Here is a 16598-nt window from a genome sequence, read left to right on the forward strand (position 1 = left end):
CAGGGGATGACGGGGTTGCCGCCCTTCCGCCCAAACCTTATTTGTTGCAGTATGATCAGCACATCGGGTTCGCAGCGATCCGACCTTGCTTACAATCTGACGAACGAAGAGCAGCATGCGATTTTCGCCATCCTTTCTCGATGAGATCAGGGAACGCGTACCGATTTCCAGCGTGATCGGCACGCGGGTTTCGTTCGATCGCAAGAAGACCAATGCGCCGAAGGGCGATTTCTGGGCCTGCTGCCCGTTCCATGGCGAGAAGTCGCCGAGTTTTCATTGCGAGGACCGCAAGGGCCGCTACCATTGCTTTGGCTGTGGGGTGACCGGCGATCATTTCCGCTTTCTGACGGAACTCGAGGGGTTGAGCTTTCCGGAGGCCGTGCAGCGTGTCGCCGACATGGCGGGCATTCCGATGCCCGCGCGCGATGTTGAATCGGAGATTCGCGAGGCAAAACGCGCGACGCTCTATGACGTCATGGAAATGGCGACCCAATTCTTCGAGGAGCGGTTGCAGGCAGCGAGCGGTGCCAAGGCGCGCGCCTATCTGCGCGATCGGGGCTTGAGCGCGGCAACGCAGCATGCCTACCGCCTTGGTTACGCGCCGGAAAGCCGCAATGCGCTGAAAGAACATCTCGCACTGAAGGGAGCGACGAAGGAACAGATCGAGGCGTGCGGCCTCGTCGTCTACGGCGATGACAAGCCGGTCTCGTTCGACCGGTTTCGCGACCGCATCATGTTCCCGATCGAGGATCTGCGTGGCCGGATCATTGCCTTTGGTGGGCGGGCGCTGACGCCGAACGCCATTGCCAAATACATGAACTCCAACGAAACCGAGCTTTTCCACAAGGGCAAGGTCCTGTTCAATGCGCTGCGCGCCCGCAAGGCGGCGCAGCCGCAAGGCGGGCAACCGGCAAAAGCCGTGATTGCCGTCGAAGGCTACATGGATGTCATTGCGCTGGCGCAGGCTGGCTTTGCCCAGGCGGTCGCGCCGCTCGGCACGGCCTTGACCGAGGATCAGCTCGATCTTCTCTGGCGCATGTCGCCCGAGCCTGTCCTCTGCTTTGACGGCGACAATGCCGGCATCAAGGCAGCGCACCGGGCGATCGATCTCGCCTTGCCGGCGTTGAAGCCCGGACGCTCGCTGCGTTTTGCAGTGCTGCCGGAGGGCAAGGACCCGGATGATCTCGTCAAGGCGTCCGGCCCGCAGGCATTCCAGGCCGTGCTCGACGATGCACGTCCGCTCGCGGACATGCTGTGGGCGCGGGAAACGAGCGGCGGCATATTCGACACGCCCGAACGGCGCGCCGAACTCGAGGCGCGGCTGAAGCAGATGACGAGCCTTATCGGCGACGAGAACGTGCGCCGGCATTATGCCCAGGACGTTCGTGACCGCATCCAGCAGTTTTTCAGCGCCAATACGCGAGGCAATGAGCGTCGCGGGTCCGGACAAGCGGGAAGCAACCGCAACAGCTTCGGCCCGCAATCCGGTTATGGCCAGCGAGGGCGAGGGGCTCCTCCCAATGGGCGGCTCGCCGTATCGGAGAGCCTGGCGCGCTCGGTTCTCGTCAAGACAAGCTCCGCTACGCTACCCCTGCGCGAGACCGCCATCCTTATGACATTGTTCAACCATCCCCGGCTTATCGAGGATGATTTCGAGACGATCGTGCGGCTTGAATTCAGCCATCCCGATCTGAAACGCTTCCATACCGCTATGCTTAACGCCATGGCTGAACATCACGTGGCGGACGGCCGTGAAATGCGCAAGGCGATGGCCGAGACCGGCCACGGCGCGCTGATCGAGGCGCTGGAAGCGCTGGTAAGGCGCGCCCGCATGTGGACGGCGACAGCGGAGGCGGCGGAAGAAGACGCGCTTGAAGCTTTAAGACAGGCCATTCACTTGCATCAGCGCGCCAGCACCCTACATAAGGAGCTGAAAGTCGCTGAAACTGCATTGGCTACGGAAGCCACCGACGAAAATCTCAACCGGCTGCTCGATATTCAGAATGCCATCCGAAGTGCGCAGGCAACCGAAGCACTGATCGAAGGGTTCGGAATACCCTCGGGACGGTCGGGCAAGGGGTTTTGACCGAATTGATTCGCTTTTTTACCGCGAATCAGTTGAGTCGGGGTTGACGTGGGTCAATAATGACGGAATCAGATTGCGCGGAATTGTAGATATTGCGTTGATGTTTGCGGGTCCAGCAGAAAATCCTGCAAATGCGGCAAATATCCAATGTGCTCGCCATCACCGGGATAACAAGGTTAATCCGACATTAACAGGATTTCGGCTACTCGAACATTCAATAGCTTGATGGTGCAGGGGAACCGGGGTGCCGCCGCACCGTTCCACCATGCATGAACAAGGCGAAGGCCGCTTGGAGATATAGAATATGGCAACGAAGGCAAAGGAAAACGAGGAAGTAGAAGTCGAGCGCGAGGGCGCGCCGGACGGTCCGCTTCTCGACCTTTCCGATGACGCTGTCAAGAAGATGATCAAGCTCGCCAAGAAGCGCGGCTATGTGACGATGGACGAACTCAATGCGGTTCTCCCATCCGAAGAGGTCACTTCCGAGCAGATCGAAGACACGATGGCGATGCTCAGCGACATGGGCATCAATGTCGTGGAGGATGACGAGCAGGACGCAGACGCCGAGGAAGCCGACAGCAGCGCCGATGAAGAGAGCGATGCCCGTGAGCTTGCCGATGCGACCGGCACCGCCGTTGCTCCGACTACGACCAAGAAGGAACCGACCGACCGCACCGACGATCCCGTCCGCATGTATCTGCGCGAGATGGGCACGGTCGAGCTTCTGTCGCGCGAAGGCGAAATCGCCATAGCCAAGCGCATCGAAGCGGGCCGCGAGACGATGATCTCCGGCCTTTGCGAGAGCCCGCTGACCTTCCAGGCCATCATCATCTGGCGTGAGGATCTCAACGAGTCGAAGATTCTGCTGCGCGAAATCATCGATCTTGAAACGACCTATGCCGGACCGGAAGCCAAGCAGGCTCCGGTCATCGAACGCGTTGAAGAAGAGCGGCCCGCAGGCGGCAACGACAAGTCGCGCCGCTCGCGCGACGATGACGACATCACCAATGTCGGCGGCGACGCTCCGGTCGAGGAAGAAGACGACGAGGATGACGAGGCCAACCTGTCGCTTGCCGCGATGGAAGCCGAACTGCGCCCGCAGGTCATGGAAACGCTCGACGTCATCGCCGATACATACAAGAAGCTGCGCAAGCTTCAGGACCAGCAGGTCGAGAACCGCCTTGCCGCCTCGGGTTCGCTTTCGCCGAGCCAGGAGCGTCGCTATAAGGAGCTCAAGGACCAGCTGATCAAGGCGGTGAAGTCGCTTTCGCTCAATCAGAACCGTATCGAGGCTCTGGTTGCGCAGCTTTACGACATCAACAAGCGCCTCGTGCAGAACGAAGGGCGCCTGCTGCGCCTTGCCGAATCCTACGGCGTGCGTCGCGAGGATTTCCTCAAAGAGTATCAGGGCAACGAGCTCGATCCGAACTGGCTGAAGGCGGTTTCGAACCTGACGACCCGTGGCTGGAAAGAGTTCACCAAGAACGAGAAGGACACGATCAAGAACCTTCGCACGGAAATCCAGAACATGGCGCAGGAAACCGCCATTTCGATCTCCGAATTCCGCCGCATCGTCAATCAGGTCCAGAAGGGCGAACGCGAGGCCGCTCTGGCCAAGAAGGAAATGGTCGAGGCCAATCTGCGTCTCGTCATTTCGATCGCCAAGAAATACACCAATCGCGGCCTGCAGTTCCTTGACCTGATCCAGGAAGGCAATATCGGCCTGATGAAGGCGGTCGACAAGTTCGAGTATCGTCGCGGCTACAAGTTCTCGACCTATGCGACCTGGTGGATCCGTCAGGCGATCACCCGCTCGATCGCCGATCAGGCACGCACGATCCGCATTCCGGTGCATATGATCGAGACGATCAACAAGATCGTCCGCACGTCGCGCCAGATGCTGCACGAGATCGGCCGCGAGCCGACGCCGGAAGAGCTTGCTGAAAAGCTTGCCATGCCGTTGGAAAAGGTGCGCAAGGTGCTGAAGATCGCCAAGGAGCCGATCTCGCTCGAAACGCCTGTGGGCGATGAAGAGGATTCGCATCTCGGCGATTTCATCGAGGACAAGAATGCGCTCCTGCCGATCGACGCCGCCATTCAGGCCAACCTTCGCGATACGACGACGCGGGTTCTCGCTTCGCTTACGCCGCGTGAGGAACGCGTGCTGCGCATGCGCTTCGGCATCGGCATGAACACCGACCATACGCTGGAAGAAGTCGGCCAGCAGTTCTCGGTAACGCGCGAGCGTATTCGCCAGATCGAGGCGAAGGCCCTGCGCAAGCTCAAGCATCCGAGCCGTTCGCGCAAGCTGCGTTCGTTCCTGGACAGCTGAGCCGCGTATAAAGCTGTTAGAAATGCAAACGGGATGGGTGCAAACCCATCCCGTTTTGTTTTTGGATTTTAGCAGAAGCTGTTGCGCCTAAAGCGAAGGCTCGTCGGATTTCTTCTCGCCTTTGTCCTTCACCATGAGCTTGTCGATATAGGCAAGAAACAGCGCGGAGAACACGAAAGTCAGGTGGATCAGCGTAAACCAGGTCAGTTGTGAGGTTGAGAACTGCGTCAGGTTCAGAAAGACCTGGAGCAGGTGGATCGACGAGATCGCAACGATGGTCGAGGCAACCTTGATCTTCAGCGATCCGGCGTCGATCGTGCCGAGCCAGTGCACCTCGTCCGCCTGGTCGAAGCGGCTCACGAAGTTCTCATAGCCAGAGATGATCACCATGACGACGAGGCTCGCGACCAGCGCGGCATCGATCAGGCCCAGCATCTTGAGGATTGTGTCAGTCTCGTCGAGTACGGTGACCTTGGCTACGAAATCGATCAGCTTACCGGCAAACGAAAATGCATAGATTGCGAGCGCGAGAGCGAGGCCAAGGTAAAAAACCACCAGCAGCCAACGCGAGGCGAGAATGATATTTTCGACAAGTATTTCAATGCGTTTCATAGTGTGGGTCCAATTTCTCGAACTGGGCTCAGCCAATAAATGCTCCAGGGGTTCAGCCAACACATAGCAATCGATGATGCGAACTCAACCCGCAGCGACAAAAAACCCGGGCAATCGCCCGGGTTTTTTGCTTCAACGGTCTCCTTGCACTCAATTGTTGCTGGCGACCGGTGCGACGAGCGGCGTGATGCGGCGGATCGCAACCCGTCGGTTCTGCTGCTCGGGCGATTCCGTCCTGATCTTCAGGTAGCGCTCGCCATAGCCCTGCGTTGCCATGTTCTCCGGCGGAATGTCGAAGACGTTGGTGAGCGCCTGCGCCACCGATTCGGCGCGCTTGTCGGAAAGGACGAGGTTTGCCTGGTCCGAACCCACCGCATCGGTATGGCCCTCGATCAGGAAGGTCTCGGCCGGGTTCTTCTTCAAGGTCTGCGCCATTGCCTTGGCGACGCTATCCAGGCGCGTGATCTGATCTTCGCCGATCTCGGCGGACCCGAAGGCGAAGGTGATCGTGTCGAGATCGACGCGGCGCACCTTGTCGCGGATACGCGCCGAGCGCTTGACCTCATCGACCGAATAGATGCGTTCCACACGTTCGACCGGCGGGCGGGCAAAGAAGTCATAGACTTCTTCTTCCGGCGCCTCTTCGGCATCGAGGATGTAGTCGCGCACCGGAATGTCGAGGCGCAGCGGCGGCAGGTCGTCGCCGGGGTCGCGCCAGTTAACACGCTCCTCCCGGTCATAATCCGGTGCGTAGGTCAGCAGCACTTCGCGACCATCCGGGGTAATGCGCGAGCGCTGAATGACATCGCCGTAGCGGTTGCGGATCGTAACGATCTGCACGCCATTTTCCCGGACAATGGTTTCGCGGGTGCGGCGGCGCGGCAGGTCTTCATAATAGACGTCCTGGGCGTTGCGGCTCATGCGCGGGCGGTCGGAACTTTCGACGAAGATATTGTTGTCGACCTCGACGATGGCGCGGTTGTCATATTGCTTGATGACCTGCACATCGGTCGGCCGCTCGTCGCGTCGCGCCTGCTTGGTGCGCGTTCCCTTTTCGACGAGCACGGGCTCGATCTTGACGGGCGCGATCGTCTGCTGCACGTCGGCATCAGTCTTCGGCGGGGGTCCGGCGGGTGCCGCCGGTTGCTGGGCGACAGGTTGCTCGGCTGGGGCTGGAGGCTGTCCGGCCTGCTCAGCCTTGTTGCCGCGCTTGCCGCCCTTCTGTCTTGCTTCGGCCGCTGGAGCGGGCTTGTCGCTGTCAAGCACCGGCGCGGCATTGGCGGGGAGGGGCGAGGCTTCCTGCGGCGCCGGCTTCGCGGCTTCGGCAGGCGCTGGTGCTGCCGGCTGGCCGCTCGCGGCGTCAGCCGGCTTGGCGGGCGCAGTTTCAGCCGCGGGTTGATTGGGCGTCGCTGCGGGCTGCTCGGCCGTCGCGGGTGCCGCGGTTGCGGGCGCGGCCTGTTTGGCTGCTTCATCGGCAGCCTTCTTGGCGTCTTCCGCTGCTTGTTCGGCCTGTTTGTCGGCAGCCTTCTGCGTGCTTTCGGCCTTCTTGCGCGCTTCTTCTTCGGCGGCCTTCTGGGCTTCTGACGCCTTTGCAGCTTCCTGCTCAGCTGCCTTCTTTGCCTGTTCGGCCTGCTTTGCGGTTTCGCCTTCCGCAGCCTTTGCCGCATCGGCTTCGGCGGCAGCTTTCTTTCGCGCTTCTTCTTCTATGGCTTTTTGCTGCTCGGCTGCCTTGTTGGCCTCAGCCTCGGCGTCGCGCTTGGCCTTCGCCGCGTCCTCTGCCGCCTGTTCCGCGGCGGCCTTCGAGGCCTTCGCTTCTTCGGCAGCCTTGCGCTTTGCTTCTTCTTCTATGGCTTTCTGCTGTTCGGCGGCTTTGTTCGCCTCGGCTTCAGCGGCGCGCTTGGCTTCCTGCGCCTGCTTGGCAGCTTCAGCTTCTGCAGCCTTCGCGGCTTCCGCAGCCTTGCGGTTTGCCTCTTCTTCTATGGCTTTCTGCTGCTCGGCGGCCTTTTCGGCTTCCGCCTGTGCAGCCCGCTTGGCTTCTTCGGCTTGCTGCTTGGCTTGTTCTTCTGCCTGTTGCTTGGCCTGCTCTTCAGCCTGTTGCGCCGCCTTGCGCTTCAATTCCTCCTGTGCCGGGTCCTCCTGGGCGGGCGCGGGCTGTTCGGCCTGCGCGACCACCACCGGCATGTTGGAGTTGGAGGAAATATAGGGCCGGTTGAGCGGCGGCTGTTCCGCCATGGCATAGGGCGAGGAAAAGAGAATTGCTGTTGAAGCAAAAAAGAGCGCTGTACGTTTCATTGTCATCCCTGTCTCGCGTTCCTTCTTGTTGAAACACGTCAAATGTTCGCGATCGCAACCTTGTTCCGGTTTGTGGCAACGGCTTGACCATTGCGATCTTCGTTTCAGTTTTCATCGCCCGTGGCAATGCGTCGGTCCGACGTTGACCGAACTGATCGACCCCACGTTTGCAGCTTTCGCCTGTATCCCCCATGAAGGCGCCGTTCATCTGGCATTCATGTTTTAAGAATGGACGCGGCTCGGCTGGCGATGTATTTCAGCGCATGCCCTCTGAACCCTTCTGGAAGACAAAGATCCTAGATGAGCTCAACCGCTCCGAATGGGAAAGCCTGTGCGACGGTTGCGGCCGCTGTTGCCTGCACAAGCTCGAAGACGAAGACACTGAAGAGATTTATTTCACCACCGTCGCCTGCACCCTCCTCGATGCCGGCACTTGCCAATGTTCGGATTACGTACATCGCAAGGCCAAAGTCCCGGACTGCGTTTTCCTGACCCCCGAAATCGTGCGCACCGTGGACTGGCTGCCGGAAACATGCGGTTATCGCCTGATCGACGAAGGGCGTGACCTCTACTGGTGGCATCCGCTCGTATCCGGAAGCCGGGAAACCGTGCACGAGGCAGGGATATCCGTGCGCGGCAAGGTCACCGCCTATGATCATGAAATGAAGAGCGATGAGGATTATTTCGATCACATGATGACGCTCGAAGAATCCGACTGAGATAAACCGAATGTGAATGCTCCGTTGAGGAATTGTTCAGATCGAATGTGGAACAAAGCGCTCCTGTCCGGATTCCAGTAAGCTTGGAAATTCCCCCCATTGCGGACACAAAAACAGGAGAACGCCAAATGGCTGTTTCATTCAAAACGTTGGCTGTTACCGCGACCATCGCCCTCGGTTCAATTATCGGCGTCAACGCCGCTTCAGCAGCGCCGATCGCGGCCGCACCAATGACCGATGGCGCTTCGCCGCTTGTGAAGGTCGATTATTATCGCCGCGATTATTACCGTCCGCCCTATCGGCCGGCTCCCGCTTGCACGCCGGGACAGGCTGCGAGCAAGGCAAGCCGCATGGGCCTCTATAACACCCGCGTCGTCGTCAACCGCAATGTCGTTCGCGTCGCCGGCTGGAAGCGCGGCTACCGCACGGCAGTCGTCTTTGCCCGCGCACCGGGTTGCCCAGTCGTTCGCTAAGCGCGACATAACAAAGAAAAGGGTGCCGGTCGGCACCCTTTTTTATTTCCGCTCTACGCTTTGAACTCAGTTCTTAAGCTCAAACGTCATATTCACATTGACGTTGTAGGTGTTCTCGCCGGCAGCAACGGGGACGGGTGATGCCGCGTCCATCGCCATCATCTTGCCGCGCGCCGCCATCGGAACCGGGCGGGGACTGAAGCTCTGTTCGTTGATTTCGATGACCCGGCCAAGTTCGACGCCGGCCGCGGCCGTCAGCGTCTTTGCGCGCGCAACGGCATTTGCAACGGCGTTCTTGCGCGCTTCTTCAAGAATTGTGTCCGGCTTGTCGTTGGTGAAGGTGATGTTGCCGCCCTGATTGACGCCGAGCGTGACCGACTGGTCGAGGATGTCGCCGACCTTCGCGAGGTCGCGTACGCGCACCGTCAGGGAATTTGACACGGCATAGCCGACGATCGACGGCGGTTTGGGCGGCTGGTTATTGTTGTTTTCCGGGAACACATAGCGCGGGTCGATGCTGAAGCCTGAGGTCTGCAGATCGCGTTCGGCAATTCCGGCCTTTTTCATGGCATCGAGTACCTTCGCCATGGCTTCATTGTTGGCGGTCAGCGCCTCGCGGGCTGTTGGCTTTTCCTGCATGACGACCAGCGAAAGGATCGCGGTGTCGGGCGCAGCCGCGGCTTCGCCTTCACCCGTGACCGTGATGCGCGGGCGCGGTGCGTCCTCGGCATAGGCAGCCATAGGCACCGCGACCATGGTGGTTACTGCAAGGGCCAGCGTCAGGATTTTCGATGTCATGGATAACTCCCCAGATGAAGTGACGTTGCTGCGTCGCAGGTGATTATGGGTGGATTAGGGCAAAAGACAAAACTTTTGAACAGGATAGGTTTTGTGCATCCAAACGGCATCCTGAACGTTACCAAGCAAATGTCAGAGGAGTTTTGACGATGAACCGGACCGAGCCCAAGCAAAAGCCCCGCAGGAACGAATCGCCCGAGACTGAGACGTCCGGCCTACAATCGTTCGACCGGGACGAGATCGTCGACGACGATCTCATCGCGGACGACGAACTCTCCATCCTCGGCGAACGTCAGGTCGAGCCGGAAGATGCCGGCGAGGTATCGGAGGAAGATGACGACAACCCCTATCAGAACAGCGACGAAGCGCTGCCTGATGACGAGGAGGAACTGGAAATCGCGCGCGATCCCGAACGTGAGGGACGCCGCTTCAACGATTAGACATCCAGGCGCCGATAGCGTTCCAGTCGGAAAACACGGCCGAAGCGCCTTTTGCGATAAGGCCGGGGGCGTGGTCCTCATGGGTGTGGGTGCCCCCGGTATAGCCGATCGCGGTCATGCCGGCGGCAACCGCACCCTCGACGCCAAAGGGCGAATCCTCGACGACCACACATTTGGCTGGGTCGGCCTGCATCTTTTCGGCGGCAAGGAAGAAGAGGTCGGGCGCCGGTTTGCCGCGCTTGACCATGAACGAACTGTAGACCGCATCGCCGAAAAAGCGCGCCAGCCCGGTGATTTCGAGGCTGAAGCGGATGCGTTCGAGCGACGAGCCGGAGGCAACGCAGTGCGGCGTCTCCAGGCCTTCCAAAAATGAGACGATTCCCGATGTCGGCTGCAGCGACTCGCCGAAGATGCGCTTCGTCTCCGGCCAGAGACCGGTCTCCGCTCCGTCCGCAAGCTGCAAACCCGTGAGTTCAGCGACGCGGGCGATGATGTCGGCCTGCTTCAGGCCGATGCATTGCGCGATCGTGCCATCAGGCAGCGAGAGGCCCTGCTGGGAATAGATATTGCGATAGGCGAGCGCCGCAAGCGGCTCGCTGTCCACAAGCACACCATCGCAATCAAAGATCACCAGTTCGAATTGGTTTTGCGGCATTTCCATCCTCGTTGTTGGCCCTTCCAGGCATCTTAATGATCGATCTTTACCGCTCTTATAATGCACATAGGTCTTGACTAAAATACAAATGTTCAATATTCGATGATTGTAATTTGAAAGGCTCCGCACAAGCCGGCGGGGCCGCTGAGGGAGGCGTTATGGCGAGCAATGTTGCACTGACGGGACTGGCGCGAGACATGCAGGCGCGGGCGGATGCCGGGCGGCCGATCCGCATCGGGCTGATCGGTTCGGGCGAGATGGGCACCGATATCGTGACGCGCGTGGCACACATGCCGGGCATCGAGATCGGCGCGATCTCGGAACTGAAGCTGCCGAACGCGCTCAAAGCCGTCGACATCGCCTACCAGGAGAGCGGCCATGGCCGCGAGGTCGCCAATGCCGCGGCGTTGACGGCGGCGATGGAGGCCGGCAAGGTCGCCGTCACCGACGATGCCAATCTGATCCTTGAAAACGACCTCATCGACGTCGTCATCGATGCGACCGGGGTTCCGGCGGTCGGGGCCGAGATCGGCCTGCGGGCAATGGAGCACGGCAAGCACCTCGTGATGATGAATGTCGAGGCGGACGTGACCATCGGCGCCTATCTGAAGAGCGAGGCCGACCGGCTCGGCGTCACCTATTCGCTCGGCGCCGGCGACGAGCCGTCGTCATGCATGGAACTCATCGAATTCGTCTCGGCCATGGGCCATCCGATCGTCGCCGCCGGCAAGGGCAAGAACAACCCGCTCAACATCGACGCCATTCCCGACGACTATGCCGAGGAGGCCGAACGCCGGCACATGAACGTGCGCATGCTGGTCGAGTTCGTCGACGGCTCGAAGACCATGGTGGAGATGGCGGCGATCGCCAATGCCACCGGGCTCGTGCCCGACAAGCCCGGCATGCACGGTCCGGCGGCAACGCTCGACCAGCTGTCGAAGACCCTGATCCCGGAAAAGGATGGCGGCGTCCTCTCGCGGGTCGGCGTCGTCGACTATTCGATCGGCAAGGGCGTTGCCCCCGGCGTCTTCGTCGTCGCCGACATGTCGCATCCGCGCATTTCCGAGCGCATGGAAGATCTGAAGATGGGCAAGGGTCCGTACTTCACCTTCCACCGGCCCTATCACCTGACCTCGCTCGAAGTGCCGCTGACCTGCGCCCGCGTCGTCCTTTACGGCAAGCCCGACATGGTGCCGCTGGCCAAGCCCGTTGCCGAGGTCTGCGCCGTCGCCAAGAAGGACATGCAGCCGGGCGAGAAGCTCGATGCCATCGGCGAGTATTGCTACCGCGCCTGGATCACGACCGCGGCGGAAGCGCGCGAGGCCGGGGCGATCCCGTGCGGGCTTCTGCAGGGCGGCACCGTCACGGCGCCGATCCGCAAGGGCGAACTCATCACCAGCGCCAATGCCGCGCCGGTGCCAGGCTCGAAGATCGTCGAACTGCGCGCCCGCCAGGACAAGCTCGTCTACGGCGCGTGAGCGAGAAGCAACAAGATTCGTACGCCAGCCACTATCAGACAAGGAGCGCCGAAATGGCTTCCGCCAGAAGTTCAAATGCCAAACTGAAGGACGATGGCAGCAATCTTCCATTCGCGTTCCGGCACTATCCGCCGGAACAGCTGAAGGAGGCGCTGCGCAAGATGTACCTTATCCGCCGTTTCGAGGAGGGGGCCGAGGAATCTTACACGCGCGGCCTCATCCACGGGACGATGCACCTCTCCATCGGCCAGGAAGCAAGCGCCGTCGGCATCTCGCTGCCGCTTTCCGATGACGACATGATCACCTCGACGCATCGCGGCCATGGCCACTGCATCGCCAAGGGCGCAGAAGTCTCGAAAATGTTCGCCGAGTTCTTCGGCAAGGAAACCGGCTATTGCAAGGGCCGTGGTGGCTCCATGCATATCGCCGACGTATCCAAGGGCAATCTCGGTGCCAACGGGATCGTCGGCGGCGGCATTCCGATCGCCGTCGGTGCCGCTCTTTCCGCCAAGAAGCAGAAGAACGGCAAGGTCGTCATCTCCTATTTCGGCGATGGCGCCAACAATGAGGGTGCCTTCCACGAAGCGCTTAACATGGCTGCTGTCTGGAAACTGCCTGTCGTTTTCGTCTGCGAAAACAACGGCTATGGTATGTCCACTTCAACCAAGCGTTCAACAGCGGTTGCAAATGTCGCTGACCGGGCTGTGGCCTACAACATGCCGGGCGTCATTGTCGACGGCAACAACCTTTCCGAGGTTGCCGAGGCCTCGCATGAGGCTGTCGAGCGGGCGCGCCGCGGCGAAGGCCCGACGCTGATCGAGTGCAAGACCTACCGGCATCGCGGCCATTCCAAGAGCGACCGCAACCGTTACCGCACCAAGGAGGAGATCGAGGACTGGATCACCAACCGCGATCCGATCCTGCTGTTCCAGGAGCAGTTGAAGGAGTTCGGCTTCGTTACCGACGGCGAAATCGAGGCGATCCGCGCCGACGCCGAGAAGGAAATCGCCGAAGCCATCGAATTTGCCAAGAACAGTCCGTCGCCCGATTTGAACAATCTCACCCGCGACGTTTATACGGTTGATATTCAATGAACGAGATCATTCGCGAACTCAGCTATTCGCAGGCCATCCAGGAAGCCATGGCGATTGCCATGGAGGCGGATGAGCGTGTTTTCCTCATGGGTGAGGATATCGGCGTCTATGGCGGCGCCTTCCAGGTGACCGGTGATCTCGTTCATCGCTTTGGCGAAGACCGGGTCATGGATACGCCGATCTCGGAGCTTGGCGGCGCCGGCGTCGCGGTCGGCGCGGCGCTGACCGGCATGCGCCCGATCTTCGAATTCCAGTTTTCCGATTTTGCCGCGCTCGCCATGGAGCAGATCGTCAACCAGGCGGCAAAGATCAGGTACATGCTCGGCGGCGCGGTTTCTGTGCCGCTGGTGATGCGGTTTCCAGCGGGTTCCGGCACCGGTGCTGCCGCGCAGCACAGCCAGAGCCTCGAAGCATGGCTTGGCCACGTTCCAGGCTTGAAAGTGATCCAGCCGGCGACACCATACGACGCAAAGGGCATGCTGCTCGCTGCGATCGAGGACCCGGACCCCATCATGATCTTCGAGCACAAGCTCCTTTACAAGATGAAGGGGCCGGTTCCTGAGGGTCACTATACCGTACCGATCGGCAAGGCCGCTATCGTGCGCGAAGGCACGGACCTGACCATCGTTGCCACGGCCATCATGGTGCACAAGGCGCTGGAAGCTGCCGAGGTGCTGGCCAAGGAAGGCATCAACATTGAAGTAATCGACCTTCGCACCGTGCGGCCGATGGACAAGGCGACGATCATCGCCAGCGTCAAGAAGACGTCGAAGCTGATGTGCGTTTACGAGGCCGTCAAGACGCTGGGCGTAGGCGCCGAGATCAGCGCCATGATCGCCGAGAGCGAAGCCTTCGATTATCTCGATGCGCCGATCGTGCGTCTCGGTGGTGCCGAAACGCCAATTCCGTACAATCCCGACCTTGAAAAAGCGACGGTGCCGCAAGTCCCCGGCATCATTGCGAGCGCCCGCGATCTCGCCAAAGGGGTACGCTAGTCATGCCCGTCGAAGTGATCCTGCCCAAGGTCGACATGGATATGGAAAGCGGCCAGATTTCGCGTTGGTACGCCAAGGAAGGCGACAGCGTTTCCAAGGGCCAGCTTCTGTTCGAGATCGAAACCGACAAGGCGGCCATGGAAGTCGACGCTCCCTCGACCGGGATACTGCGTGACGTGAAGGCCGAGGAGGGCACGACCGTGCCGGTCGGGCAGGCCGTCGCCTGGATCTATGGCGAGGGTGAAGCCTACGCGGCTGCCCCGGCAAAAGTCGATGCAGGCAAGCCTGATACGTCTGAAAAGCCGGCAGCCGCACCCGCCCAAACGGCGCCGGTTCAGGCTGCACCCATTGCGGCGACGCCTCCTGTTGCCGAAACCAATGGCGTCCGCGCCACGCCGCTGGCGCGCCGTGTTGCCCGCGAGGCCGGTATCGACCTCGCCTCGCTCAAGGGATCGGGGCCCAAAGGCCGTATCCAGAAGAAGGATGTCGAGGCAAGTACGCTCAAATTGGATGGAGCGTCGGCCAAGGCGCCTTCACCATCCCCAGTATCTGCACCGGCGCGGACTGCCCAGATAACAGGCGAAGCACCGCTCAACGCGGTCTGGCTGCGCGAAGGCAAGGGCGCTGGACTTGCGCCGGTGGTTCTCATCCATGGCTTTGGCTCCGATCTGAATAGTTGGCGGCCGATGCTCGGCGGCGGCACGCTCGACAATCCGATCCTCGCCATCGATCTGCCTGGACATGGCGGTTCGACCCGCGCCATACCGGACGATCTCGACGGCATCGCAGAACTCGTCGAGCAGACCGTCGCTGCGTACCATTCGGGTCCCGTCATCCTCGTGGCTCATTCGTTCGGCAGCGCCGTCGCAACGGAGGTCGCAGCACGCAACAATCTCGATGTGCGTGCGCTGACATTGATTTCGCCTGCGGGTCTCGGGCCGGAGATCAACGGCGGCTTCCTTTCCGGTTTCGTCCGGGCGCGCAGCGAGGAGAGCCTCGTCGCGTGGATGAAGCAGCTTGTCCACGATGAAAGCCTGCTGACCAAGCCTTTCGTCAATGCGACGCTGGCGCAGTCGCAGGATACGGCGCTGCGCGACGCGCAGCAGCAGGTGGCGGATCGCTTCTTTGCCGACGGAACGCAGGTGATCGACACGAGGCAAACCCTCGCCGGTCTGCTCATCCCGGTGCGTGTGATCTTCGGCGCGGGCGACCGTATCATACCGGCAAGCCATGCAGCGGGCCTGCCGGGTGAGATTGCTGTGCATGTGTTTGCCGGCACCGGCCACATGCCGCAACTCGAACAGCGCGAGAAGGTCATGCGCATTCTCGCCGAAGTCAGCCGGTCAGCCGGCTGATTTCGGGTCTCATTCGCTGATCGCGTGGCGATCGTTTCTTGATGCGACCATAGCGCGGCGGATAGCGCCGCGGGCGGAGGCGAGATTGGGCATCACCCAGTTGGGTTCGGCTCCAAGGAATTTGTCGAGGAAGGCGATGGCATAGCCCGGCATCTCCTCGACGTTTTCTCGATAAGACCACCAGGTGCGCAGATCGTCGGCACAATCGTCGATGCGTGCAGCCGTTCCAAATTCCTGCTCATGGATCGCCGCGATCGCTCCAACGCAGAAGTTGGTATAGAGAAAGCCCTCCGGCCAGAACGCGATGATATCCTGCATTTCGGTTTTTGCCGCGGCGCCGTCTTGAGCCTTGGCCAACACTGATGCGGGCGCTTCGGTGATCAGTTCCTTAAGGACCAGTCCCGCAGCAAAGATAATGAAATCCTTGCGGTCGATACGCGCAAACGACTTCTGTTGCTCGACCGTCTCGATCCAGTTGAGAAAGGCGCGGGTGAGCTTGGTCTCGTCGATGCTGAACTGGTAGCCGTAGTGGTCGGCGATCAATGCGGCATTCTTGCGGAAAGCCATGCGAAACCACCGCAGCCTCCGCAGCCGATGCCGCAAATCCGGCGTGTGGACGAGTTCATCCCGAAACAGAAAATCCATGTGCTCTCACTTTCGCGGCGATGCTACCACGTTGCAGGTTTTCATGCATCCCCAGCCAAGATTTTGGTGGGTGTGAAAATCATACATATTGACATTACGAAAAACAAATGTTCTATATTTTTTCGTTCGATCATGGCATATGTTGGCGGTCGGGCGTAGGGAGGTTGATTACATGGCGATGTGGCAATGGGGATTGCTGGCCCTCGGATTCTTGTGGGCATTGCAGTCGTTAGGCGTCTGGTATCAGATGCGGCATTACACTGATGTCATGAAGGGTATCTCCTCCAAGTACAATGATGGATTCGTTGGCGCCGGCAATGTGCGTGGCCGCCTTGGCAAGGGCGTGATCGTCCTCATCGTTGTCACGCGCGACCTGACGATCCAGCGCTTTCTCGTCATGAGCGGCCGTTCAGTTTTTGCGAAGTTCAAGCGGCGTGAAGAGTTTGAGGGCATCTCGCTCAGTGCGCTGCGTACAGACCCGGTAATGTCCGGCCTGGGTGATCCGGCTCTGGCCAAGGCGTCAGAGCGGGCAATTGAACAAATAGATCGGGCGAGGGCAGATCCGCCCAAGCAGGGCCTATCGGGAATCAGGACAGTCAACGCTTAAGGGACGGCCGCTTGTCG

The 16598-nt window shown here is 60.3% G+C and carries 15 protein-coding genes; 10 read left to right on the plus strand and 5 right to left on the minus strand.

Annotated elements, in window-relative coordinates:
- Positions 1 to 115: 115 nt before the first annotated feature.
- Together dnaG and rpoD are read left to right on the plus strand one after the other, a co-directional pair.
- Entirely contained in the window at positions 116 to 2086 is a 1971-nt protein-coding gene (gene dnaG, locus GF108_RS14265; protein WP_153668501.1) for a DNA primase, read from the plus strand.
- A gap of 304 nt (positions 2087 to 2390) precedes the next feature.
- A complete protein-coding gene (gene rpoD / locus GF108_RS14270; RefSeq protein WP_027233342.1) occupies positions 2391 to 4418 on the plus strand; it encodes an RNA polymerase sigma factor RpoD in 2028 nt (675 codons plus the stop codon).
- Between the two features lie 87 nt (positions 4419 to 4505).
- Here rpoD and GF108_RS14275 read toward each other — a convergent pair whose 3' ends face one another.
- Both GF108_RS14275 and GF108_RS14280 read right to left on the minus strand, forming a co-directional pair.
- Positions 4506 to 5030 (minus strand): TIGR00645 family protein, encoded by a 525-nt coding sequence (locus tag GF108_RS14275; RefSeq protein WP_081815992.1) that lies wholly within the window; start codon positions 5028 to 5030, stop codon positions 4506 to 4508.
- 150 nt (positions 5031 to 5180) lie between these two features.
- A complete protein-coding gene (locus GF108_RS14280; RefSeq protein WP_172982645.1) occupies positions 5181 to 7322 on the minus strand; it encodes an OmpA family protein in 2142 nt (713 codons plus the stop codon).
- 263 nt (positions 7323 to 7585) lie between these two features.
- On the opposite strand from GF108_RS14280, the gene GF108_RS14285 reads away from it, so the two are divergent.
- Together GF108_RS14285 and GF108_RS14290 are read left to right on the plus strand one after the other, a co-directional pair.
- Entirely contained in the window at positions 7586 to 8041 is a 456-nt protein-coding gene (locus tag GF108_RS14285) for a YcgN family cysteine cluster protein (RefSeq protein ID WP_113282146.1), read from the plus strand.
- A 128-nt stretch (positions 8042 to 8169) separates the two neighbouring features.
- The gene (locus tag GF108_RS14290) at positions 8170 to 8514 is read left to right on the plus strand and encodes a hypothetical protein (protein WP_027233337.1); all 345 of its coding nucleotides are present in this window, start codon (positions 8170 to 8172) and stop codon (positions 8512 to 8514) included.
- Positions 8515 to 8580: 66 nt separating this feature from the next.
- Here GF108_RS14290 and GF108_RS14295 read toward each other — a convergent pair whose 3' ends face one another.
- Positions 8581 to 9270, minus strand: coding sequence for an SIMPL domain-containing protein (locus tag GF108_RS14295; protein WP_370462211.1), 690 nt, complete (start codon positions 9268 to 9270; stop codon positions 8581 to 8583).
- A 191-nt stretch (positions 9271 to 9461) separates the two neighbouring features.
- Between GF108_RS14295 and GF108_RS14300 the strand changes: the two genes are divergently transcribed.
- Positions 9462 to 9752, plus strand: coding sequence for a hypothetical protein (locus GF108_RS14300; RefSeq protein WP_153668503.1), 291 nt, complete (start codon positions 9462 to 9464; stop codon positions 9750 to 9752).
- Here GF108_RS14300 and GF108_RS14305 read toward each other — a convergent pair.
- A complete protein-coding gene (locus GF108_RS14305) occupies positions 9742 to 10407 on the minus strand; it encodes an HAD family phosphatase (protein ID WP_153668504.1) in 666 nt (221 codons plus the stop codon). The genes GF108_RS14300 and GF108_RS14305 overlap by 11 nt on opposite strands.
- Before the next feature lie 158 nt (positions 10408 to 10565).
- Here GF108_RS14305 and GF108_RS14310 point away from each other — a divergent pair, with 158 nt between their 5' ends.
- Genes GF108_RS14310 through GF108_RS14325 form a run of 4 tightly spaced genes read left to right on the plus strand, consistent with a single transcriptional unit; the run spans position 10566 to position 15329 of the window.
- Positions 10566 to 11885: an NAD(P)H-dependent oxidoreductase gene (locus GF108_RS14310; RefSeq protein WP_153668505.1), complete on the plus strand. Its 1320-nt coding sequence runs from the start codon at positions 10566 to 10568 to the stop codon at positions 11883 to 11885.
- 53 nt (positions 11886 to 11938) lie between these two features.
- Positions 11939 to 12979 (plus strand): pyruvate dehydrogenase (acetyl-transferring) E1 component subunit alpha, encoded by a 1041-nt coding sequence (gene pdhA / locus GF108_RS14315; RefSeq protein WP_027232000.1) that lies wholly within the window; start codon positions 11939 to 11941, stop codon positions 12977 to 12979.
- Entirely contained in the window at positions 12976 to 13974 is a 999-nt protein-coding gene (locus GF108_RS14320; protein WP_153668506.1) for an alpha-ketoacid dehydrogenase subunit beta, read from the plus strand. Before pdhA ends, GF108_RS14320 begins: the two co-directional genes overlap by 4 nt.
- A gap of 2 nt (positions 13975 to 13976) precedes the next feature.
- Positions 13977 to 15329 carry an acetoin dehydrogenase dihydrolipoyllysine-residue acetyltransferase subunit gene (locus GF108_RS14325; RefSeq protein WP_153668507.1) on the plus strand — a complete coding sequence of 451 codons (1353 nt, stop codon included), beginning with the start codon at positions 13977 to 13979 and terminating at the stop codon, positions 15327 to 15329.
- 9 nt (positions 15330 to 15338) lie between these two features.
- Here GF108_RS14325 and GF108_RS14330 read toward each other — a convergent pair whose 3' ends face one another.
- The gene (locus GF108_RS14330; protein ID WP_153668508.1) at positions 15339 to 15974 is read right to left on the minus strand and encodes a hypothetical protein; all 636 of its coding nucleotides are present in this window, start codon (positions 15972 to 15974) and stop codon (positions 15339 to 15341) included.
- 172 nt (positions 15975 to 16146) lie between these two features.
- Here GF108_RS14330 and GF108_RS14335 point away from each other — a divergent pair, with 172 nt between their 5' ends.
- Positions 16147 to 16581, plus strand: coding sequence for a transcriptional regulator GutM (locus GF108_RS14335; RefSeq protein WP_153668509.1), 435 nt, complete (start codon positions 16147 to 16149; stop codon positions 16579 to 16581).
- Positions 16582 to 16598: the final 17 nt, after the last annotated feature.

This window comes from Phyllobacterium sp. SYP-B3895, assembly GCF_009647635.1.
Lineage (GTDB): Bacteria > Pseudomonadota > Alphaproteobacteria > Rhizobiales > Rhizobiaceae > Phyllobacterium > Phyllobacterium pellucidum.